Below are 7,375 nucleotides of genomic sequence, written 5' to 3'. Positions count from 1 at the left end.
AGCGGACGCTGGGCCGTGGCGGAATTCGTCACGGAGCGTACGGCAAGCGTTCACATCACCACCGGCGTCGAGCGTGCTCCATCATTTGTTTTGAAAATAGGTTCTAACTTGGTACAATAGAGGCACCAGAATGTAACTTGTTTGGGATTGGCTAGAGGGCACGTTTCCGTGTTGTTTAGATATTTAGAAACAAAAAAGACCGTAGTGAGAAATTTCTCACTACGGTCGTGGAGTTTGCTCACGCCACTGCCAGTTGGCCACACTTCTCGAGGTCTCTCTTGATTTGTCTCAGCTTTTCTCGGTGCCCGGGGTTTCCTGGGTCATAAACAAATAGGAGACCCTCGAGAATCTCACCATGACTTGATGTTCTCACCGAACTACCGATGTCGTAACTTCCACCGCGGAAATGCCATGTGTTACTTCTTCGATCAAGCTCAACGCCTGGTGGTGGCACATTTGAGGTGTGGAGATCGTGTGGGTAGTCGGGGCTGGGGACAGTTACAAAGAGTAAGCGATTCGAACTCATAACAAGACTCCTCTTTAGGCGAAAAGATCGTACACAAACACTGTTCCTATCATAGCAAATTGTGGTATGATTGTCAAATTAAGATGAAACACTTGTATTGTATCGGCATTGGTGGCATTGGCGTTTCGGCTTTGGCCCGGAAATATTTGAATGATGGTTGGAGGGTGAGTGGTTCTGATCGGGCTCATTCCCTCGTAACCGAGGAATTAGAAAAACTAGGAGCGAAAGTTTTTTTCGAACAAAAGGCGGCAAATATTACGCCAGACCTTGATCTAATAATTTACACGATTGCAATTCCTGAAAATCAAGCAGAGCTTGTGCGTGCTCGAGAGTTGGGGATTAAAACTATGAGTTACCCGGAAGCTTTGGGTGAACTGTCTAGAGATTACTTCACGGTGGCGGTGGCTGGGACTCATGGTAAGACGACGACCACGGCGATGCTCGCCAAGATTTGTATCGCGGCGGGCCGAGATCCAACGGTGATTGTCGGTAGCTTTCTCACTGATGGTGGTTCCAACTTTATTCCCGGCAAAAGCGATTTGCTGATCGTCGAGGCGTGCGAGTATCGTCGATCTTTTCTCAATCTTGAGCCGAAGGTTCTTATTATTACGAACATCGATAATGATCACTTGGACTACTATCGAGACTTGGGGGATATCAAGTCTGCTTTCGCCGAATTTGCAAAGAGGTTGCCTTCAGACGGCACCCTGATTACAGAGAGGGAATATTCGAAGATAAAGACGGATTTCAAATTGAAGGTTCCGGGTTTGCACAATGTGCATAATGCTCAAGCGGCGTTATCGGCTGCCGCGGCACTCGGGATTAATTATCTAACGGCGATTGAGGCGCTGGAAAATTTCTCTGGTTCGTGGAGGCGGTTTGAGTATAAGGGGAAGACGGATAATGGGGCGTTGGTTTACGACGATTATGCCCATCATCCCACGGAGATAAGGGCGACTCTTTCTGGGGCGAAAGAAATTGCTAAGAAAAAAATTTTTGTCGTCTTTCAGCCTCATCTCTACAGCCGAACGAAATTGTTATTTAATGATTTCGCAACAAGTTTTACTGATGCTGATGCCGTAATCGTGTCTCCCATCTATGCGGCGCGCGAGCGGGCAGATATGGATGTTAGTGGCGGAAAACTGGCTGAAGCAATCGGTTTCCCCAAGACTTGTTTTCTGGAGAACTTTGACAAAATCGCCACGTATCTAAAACAGAAGACTGGACCCGATGATTTGATTATCACTATGGGGGCAGGGGATATTTCCGAACTGGCGGGGCGTCTGTTATAATTATCGGCAAATTATGAATAACAGAGAGAATAAGAATTGGAACAATTTTGCGCTCGGTGTCTTGGTGATGATTCTACCTCTACTTGCCTTACCGCAAGAGCTTACGAAATTTCTCATTATCGCGTTAGGTTTTTTCATCGCTCTTTTCTCGCTTGCCCAATTTGGTCCCCAATCAAGCGACAATAAAGACAATGAAAAAAATTCGTCACCCACGATCGTCTAGGTTTTTCATCACGGTTGCGACTCTTATGGCTGGTTCACTTGGCCTCTGGGTTTCAATGGTTGTCTTGCCACCATCCATCGGCTCCTCCGAGTATGGTGGTGTCGGCGCATCACAGACTCCAGAATCGGTCGTGGTCGTTACTCCGCCACCGCCACCTGCGCACTTGCCGACCCCGGTGCCCGTTCGCGGTGTCTATATGTCGAGCTGGGTTGCCGGGACACCATCGATCCGGGAGCGGTTACTAAAGCTTATTGATGACACAGAGCTCAATACGGTGGTGATTGATATTAAAGATTATACAGGGAAAATTTCTTTCCCGACCGATAATCCTACGTTGCTTGCAACTGGTGCTCAAGAGAATCGCATCCCGGATGTTAAGGAGTTAATCAATTTTTTGCATTCGAAAAATATTTATGTGATTGGTCGGATCGCTATTTTCCAAGATCCATATCTTACTACGAAGAGACCAGATCTTGCGGTCAAGAAGGCGTCAAACGGTGCCGTTTGGGCTGATTACAAGGGAGCAAAATGGCTTGATTCTTCGTCACGAGAAGTTTGGCATTACGCCGTGGAGATTAGTCGGGAGTCGGCTCGACTTGGTTTCGATGAGATCAATTTTGATTACATTCGTTTCCCGTCTGACGGCAATATGCGGGATATTGCTTACCCATTTTTCGACAAGCTTGGAATTTCTAAATCAGAAAACATGAAGCAGTTCTTTGCTTATCTGCGAGAACAGTTAGATGATTTAGATATACCACTTTCGGCTGACTTCTTCGGAATGACCACCACAAACACTGATGATTTAAACATCGGACAAATTTTGGAAGATGGCCTAACCTACTTTGACTACATTGCTCCAATGATTTACCCATCGCACTATCCACCAACCTTTTTGGGCTACAAGAATCCGGCGGCTTATCCCTATGAGGTAATCAAATATGCGCTGGATGGAGCTGTTCGTCGGGCAGTGGCAATCGGGCAACCAAAAGAGAAAATTCGGCCCTGGTTGCAGGACTTCGATCTGGGTGCAACTTACACGGCGGAGATGGTTAGGAAGCAAAAACAAGCCACCTATGATTCGGGGTTGGACAGCTGGCTTCTCTGGGATCCGTCAAATAAATATACGCGCGGGGCGCTGGAGGATAGTCTATTGACAAAAGAGGAGTAAATGTGCTATCTTTAGGGCAGAATCGTTCGGCGGTATGTTGCCGTCTTTGAAAATCGAATATCTAACTTTTTCGACAGAGGAGAAGACTCATGGTTGAAACAACGGAAAGACGCATCTTTTTTACTGGTCGGACCGTTCTGATGGACATAGATCTCTCGAAACCAATGAGCCGGTGTCTGAGGGAATCGCCATTTAGCGACGTCGACGCGAGAATTACTGATGAAATGTTTCCTTGTCGCGGCGGGGGTGGGTGTAAGAGTTTGTTGGGAATTGTCAGGGTTGAGCAATTGTTGGACTGCGAGCACGCCACTTCCCTGATTGGGATGACCGGTCTTGAGTTGGCCTTTCCTGAGGAGCTGGTCGCATTTTGTGGGAAAGGCGACGAGAGAGAAAACTTGTCTGATTTCCCAATGGTCACGCTGGGGCGCGGTGAATGGAATACTGGCCGACGTGTTTTCATCTACGCTCGTCTGTCGGACCGGACTTTTCGTCTGGGGACATTTTCGGGCTCACTTACGAAAGGTACCACGATTCTCGTCGCTCTTTCACGTTCCTGGTATTAAGTTAGTGATATTTTAGGAAGCGCACGCCCCTTTTGGGAAACGGCGCTTCTTTTTATTTTATTTGACCATATCTTGGTTGTTTGCTAGTATGTACGGACCTGCTTGCGGGTGGTGTTTTTTCTTTACTCTATGTCACGTTCACTTGCGAAAGGTCCCTACGTGGATCCAAAGTTGATGAAAAAGATTGCCGGCAAGAAGCCGGGGGTTACTGATGTGATTAAAACTTGGTCTCGATCCAGCACAATTGCGCCAGAAATGGTTGGTTTCAAGTTCGGTGTACACAATGGACGCGATCATGTGGAAGTTTTGATTGTTGAAGAAATGGTTGGCCATAAGCTCGGGGAATTTGCCCTAACTCGTAAGTTCTTGCGTCACGGCGGTAAAATCCAGAAAGAAATGGAACAAAAGGCGAAGGAATCAGAGATTTCAGCGGCCAAGGCAGCTAAGGAAACGGCTGCTTCCGCAAAGAAATAAACACATAATTTTATAAAAAATGAAAGCGGCACTAAACAACTATCGTCAATCACCACGCAAGGTGCGACTTGTGGGTGATTTGATTAAGGGACAGAGTGTCGAAAAGGCTCTCGCGCAATTGCAGTTCTTACCCAAGCGTGCGAGTGAGCCAATTGCCAAACTTCTTCGTTCGGCGGTAGCGAATGCTGATGGCGCTACTGGTCTTACGGTGAGCAATGTTCGGGTGGACGCTGGTTCTACGCTAAAGCGAATGCGTCCACGTGCTCGTGGTTCAGCCGCACGAATCAATAAGCGCACGAGTCGAGTTTTACTCACCCTTAAGAAATCGGAGATTAAGAATTAGCAACATGAGTCACAAAGTCCATCCTTATTCTCATCGACTTGGCATTATCCGCGACTGGCAGTCACGTTGGTTTGGCACGGGTGGCCAATTTCAGAAATTTCTCAAAGCGGATGTGCTTCTACGAGAATTTTTGGAAAAAAAGTTGCGCGGTTTTGCCGTTAACAATATTGAAATTGAGCGCGGGCAGAATTTCTTACGCCTGACCATTAAGACGGCCCGTCCAGGACTGATCATTGGCCGCTCAGGTGAGGGCTCAACTAAGTTGCGAGCTGAGGCGGCTAAGTTTCTGGAACGGATTGGGGCGGAGATACCAAAAGATTTTCGCCTGGATATCGAAGAGGTGAAAAATCCGGAAACCTACGCTCGCCTGGTTGCCCAAATGATTGCCGAAGGTCTAGAGAAGAGATTACCTTTTCGTCGTGTTGCTAAGCAGGCTCTTGAGAAGGCCATGGGTAATCGTGATGTGGGTGGTGTCCGTGTGACATTGTCTGGGCGTTTGGGCGGTGCCGACATTGGCCGCACCGAGACTTTTAAAAAGGGTCGATTACCTCTCCAGACACTGCGGGCCGATATTGATTTTGCACGGGAAAAAGCGCATATGACTTATGGTGTGGTGGGGATCAAGGTTTGGATTTATCGTGGAGAAATCTTTGCCGAAAAGGCTAAATAATTTTTATGTTGTTACCTAAAAAAGTAAAACACCGGAAGTGGCATACAATGCGTCGTAATCCTAATAAACCGAGGACGGAGACTCGTGGCGTGACACTGGCCTTTGGTTCACATGGGCTTAAGGCGATGACCGCCGGCAGGGTGCGGGCGAATCAGATTGAGGCCGCTCGTAAATCGATAATGCACGAAATCCAGAAGACTGGTAAGATGTGGATTCGTATTTTTCCTGACAAACCCTATACTGGGAAGCCTGCGGAAGTGGGAATGGGTAAGGGAAAGGGTGATCCGCAGGGTTATGAGTTTATCGTTTGGCCGGGGCGGATAATCTTTGAGTTGGACGGCGTTGTCGACGTAATGGCCCGTCAGGCCTTGCGTAAGGCTGGAGCAAAATTACCACTCAAGACCAGACTGGTAACTCGGCTGACCTAGTTTAAGAGAACCATACACTATGGCAAAGACAAATAATAACAATTGGCAAGAGAAGGTAATTGAGCAAAAGGAAAATTTGCGTCAAGTTCGTTTTGGTGGAAGTATGGGGAAGTCAAAGGATGTTAAGGTGGCCAAGAAAACTCGCCACGAGATTGCACGCCTTCTCACGGCGGCCAATGCGACAAAATAGTTTTATGACTACACCAACAACAACCAAGCCGAAAATTTTTCAGGGTATCGTTACTTCTACGAAGATGCAGAAGACCATTGTGGTCGCAGTGAAGACTTACGAGAAACACCCGAAGTATAAGAAGTATCTTTTGCGAACCAAGCGCTATCTCGCCCACGACGAGGAGGGTAAGGTTCGTGAGGGTGACAAGGTGGAAATTCAGGAGACGAGACCGCTTTCACGCCGGAAGTCGTTTACCCTTGTAAACAAATCCTAAATTAAGACATGATTCAACCACGCTCCATTGTGAAGATTGCTGACAATACCGGTGCTAAGATCGGGCGTGTTTTCAAGGTGTTGGGTGGCTCTAAGAAACGTTACGCCGAGCTTGGCGAACTGGTAGTTATCTCTATTCAGGTCGCTGAGCCGAAGAAAGCGGTGAAAAAGAAAGAAGTTTGCCAGGCGGTGGTGGTTCGTCAGGCCAAAGCTTTTCGTCGTGCCGATGGTTCTTATATCCGTTTCGACGATAATGCCGTGGTGATTCTGGAGAAAGATAAACCAGAACCACGGGGTGGACGCATTTTCGGTCCTATCCCGCGCGAGATTGCCGAGAAAGGTTATCAGAAAATTGTGTCACTGGCGCCAGAAATTGTTTAACCAAAAAATATGAAAGTAAAAAAGGGCGACACGGTGCGCATTATCACCGGCAAGGATAAGGGAAAGGAGGGTAAGATTATCAAATCTCTACCACGCGAGAATCGTGTGATTGTGGAGGGCTTGAATCTGATGAAACGTCGCCGTCGTCCCACGAAGGAAGGTCAGAAGGGACAGGTAGTTAGTGTGGCTGCGCCAGTTCATGCTTCTAATGTTAAGAAAGTTGGCTAGAATAGCTTATGTCTAAAACGATTAAAGAAAAATTCTTGGAATCAGCACCCACTCTTGCCAAAGAATTGGGTCTGAAGAACATGCTCGCCCTTCCTTCGCTTGAGAAAATTATGCTTTCTACGGGCGTGGGGAAGATAAAGGATCAGAAACGTTTGGATATGATTGCCGATCGTCTCGCTCGAGTCACAGGCCAGAAGGCGGCACCACGTGGCGCCAAGAAGTCGATTGCTTCTTTCAAATCCCGCCAAGGTGATATCGTCGGCTATGCAGTTACTCTCCGTGGAGATCGGATGTGGAGCTTTCTTGAGAAGTTAATCAATGTGGCGATTCCGCGTATCCGAGACTTCCGTGGTTTCTCCGAGACTTCCGTGGATGAGAAGGGGAGTCTTACTCTCGGACTTCGCGAACACACCATTTTCCCTGAAACAGCTGACGAAGAATTGAAGGACGTTTTCGGGTTTGCAATTACTTTGAATGTAAAAGCGAAGAGTCGTGATCAAGCCTTAGCTCTTTTCCGAACGATTGGTTTCCCTTTCAAGAAAGCGGTCTCAAAATAGGGCGGTAAACGGTGAGCTTCTGGGTCTTGACAAGTCTAGAATGACTCGTGTATAATAGAGTTGGATAATTGATT

The 7,375-nt window shown here is 47.4% G+C and carries 14 protein-coding genes; 13 read left to right on the top strand and 1 reads right to left on the bottom strand.

Translation table 11 applies throughout. The annotated features are described in order from the left end of the window. Positions 1 to 238: 238 nt before the first annotated feature. Positions 239 to 526, bottom strand: a complete 288-nt coding sequence (locus IT398_00970) for a hypothetical protein (protein MCC6290628.1) — start codon at positions 524 to 526, stop codon at positions 239 to 241. 83 nt (positions 527 to 609) lie between these two features. Here IT398_00970 and IT398_00965 point away from each other — a divergent pair, with 83 nt between their 5' ends. From IT398_00965 to rplE, 13 genes are all read left to right on the top strand, one after another. Beyond that, complete coding sequence (locus IT398_00965) at positions 610 to 1,818, top strand: UDP-N-acetylmuramate--L-alanine ligase (protein ID MCC6290627.1); 1,209 nt, start codon at positions 610 to 612, stop codon at positions 1,816 to 1,818. Positions 1,819 to 1,831: 13 nt separating this feature from the next. Next, entirely contained in the window at positions 1,832 to 2,041 is a 210-nt protein-coding gene (locus IT398_00960; protein MCC6290626.1) for a hypothetical protein, read from the top strand. After that, positions 2,010 to 3,212: a putative glycoside hydrolase gene (locus IT398_00955; protein ID MCC6290625.1), complete on the top strand. Its 1,203-nt coding sequence runs from the start codon at positions 2,010 to 2,012 to the stop codon at positions 3,210 to 3,212. Before IT398_00960 ends, IT398_00955 begins: the two co-directional genes overlap by 32 nt. An 89-nt stretch (positions 3,213 to 3,301) precedes the next feature. Then, complete coding sequence (locus tag IT398_00950; GenBank protein MCC6290624.1) at positions 3,302 to 3,775, top strand: hypothetical protein; 474 nt, start codon at positions 3,302 to 3,304, stop codon at positions 3,773 to 3,775. A 129-nt stretch (positions 3,776 to 3,904) separates the two neighbouring features. After that, positions 3,905 to 4,249 (top strand): 30S ribosomal protein S19, encoded by a 345-nt coding sequence (rpsS, locus tag IT398_00945; protein MCC6290623.1) that lies wholly within the window; start codon positions 3,905 to 3,907, stop codon positions 4,247 to 4,249. A gap of 19 nt (positions 4,250 to 4,268) precedes the next feature. Beyond that, positions 4,269 to 4,592, top strand: a complete 324-nt coding sequence (gene rplV, locus IT398_00940; protein ID MCC6290622.1) for a 50S ribosomal protein L22 — start codon at positions 4,269 to 4,271, stop codon at positions 4,590 to 4,592. Between the two features lie 4 nt (positions 4,593 to 4,596). Continuing rightward, positions 4,597 to 5,262 (top strand): 30S ribosomal protein S3, encoded by a 666-nt coding sequence (gene rpsC, locus IT398_00935; GenBank protein MCC6290621.1) that lies wholly within the window; start codon positions 4,597 to 4,599, stop codon positions 5,260 to 5,262. A gap of 5 nt (positions 5,263 to 5,267) precedes the next feature. Continuing rightward, positions 5,268 to 5,690, top strand: a complete 423-nt coding sequence (gene rplP / locus IT398_00930; GenBank protein ID MCC6290620.1) for a 50S ribosomal protein L16 — start codon at positions 5,268 to 5,270, stop codon at positions 5,688 to 5,690. 19 nt (positions 5,691 to 5,709) lie between these two features. Next, positions 5,710 to 5,880: a 50S ribosomal protein L29 gene (gene rpmC, locus IT398_00925; protein MCC6290619.1), complete on the top strand. Its 171-nt coding sequence runs from the start codon at positions 5,710 to 5,712 to the stop codon at positions 5,878 to 5,880. Between the two features lie 4 nt (positions 5,881 to 5,884). Continuing rightward, positions 5,885 to 6,136, top strand: coding sequence for a 30S ribosomal protein S17 (gene rpsQ, locus IT398_00920; protein MCC6290618.1), 252 nt, complete (start codon positions 5,885 to 5,887; stop codon positions 6,134 to 6,136). Positions 6,137 to 6,144: 8 nt separating this feature from the next. Further along, positions 6,145 to 6,516 (top strand): 50S ribosomal protein L14, encoded by a 372-nt coding sequence (rplN, locus tag IT398_00915; protein MCC6290617.1) that lies wholly within the window; start codon positions 6,145 to 6,147, stop codon positions 6,514 to 6,516. 9 nt (positions 6,517 to 6,525) lie between these two features. After that, positions 6,526 to 6,744 carry a 50S ribosomal protein L24 gene (locus tag IT398_00910; GenBank protein MCC6290616.1) on the top strand — a complete coding sequence of 73 codons (219 nt, stop codon included), beginning with the start codon at positions 6,526 to 6,528 and terminating at the stop codon, positions 6,742 to 6,744. Positions 6,745 to 6,752: 8 nt separating this feature from the next. Further along, complete coding sequence (gene rplE, locus IT398_00905) at positions 6,753 to 7,301, top strand: 50S ribosomal protein L5 (GenBank protein MCC6290615.1); 549 nt, start codon at positions 6,753 to 6,755, stop codon at positions 7,299 to 7,301. The last annotated feature ends 74 nt before the right edge of the window (positions 7,302 to 7,375 follow it).

It is taken from the genome of Candidatus Nomurabacteria bacterium (genome assembly GCA_020847275.1).
Classification (GTDB): domain Bacteria; phylum Patescibacteriota; class Minisyncoccia; order Phycocordibacterales; family JACOZG01; genus JADLCI01.
Note: the sequence above shows the minus strand (reverse complement) of the source record. Positions and strands in the feature narration are given on the sequence as shown.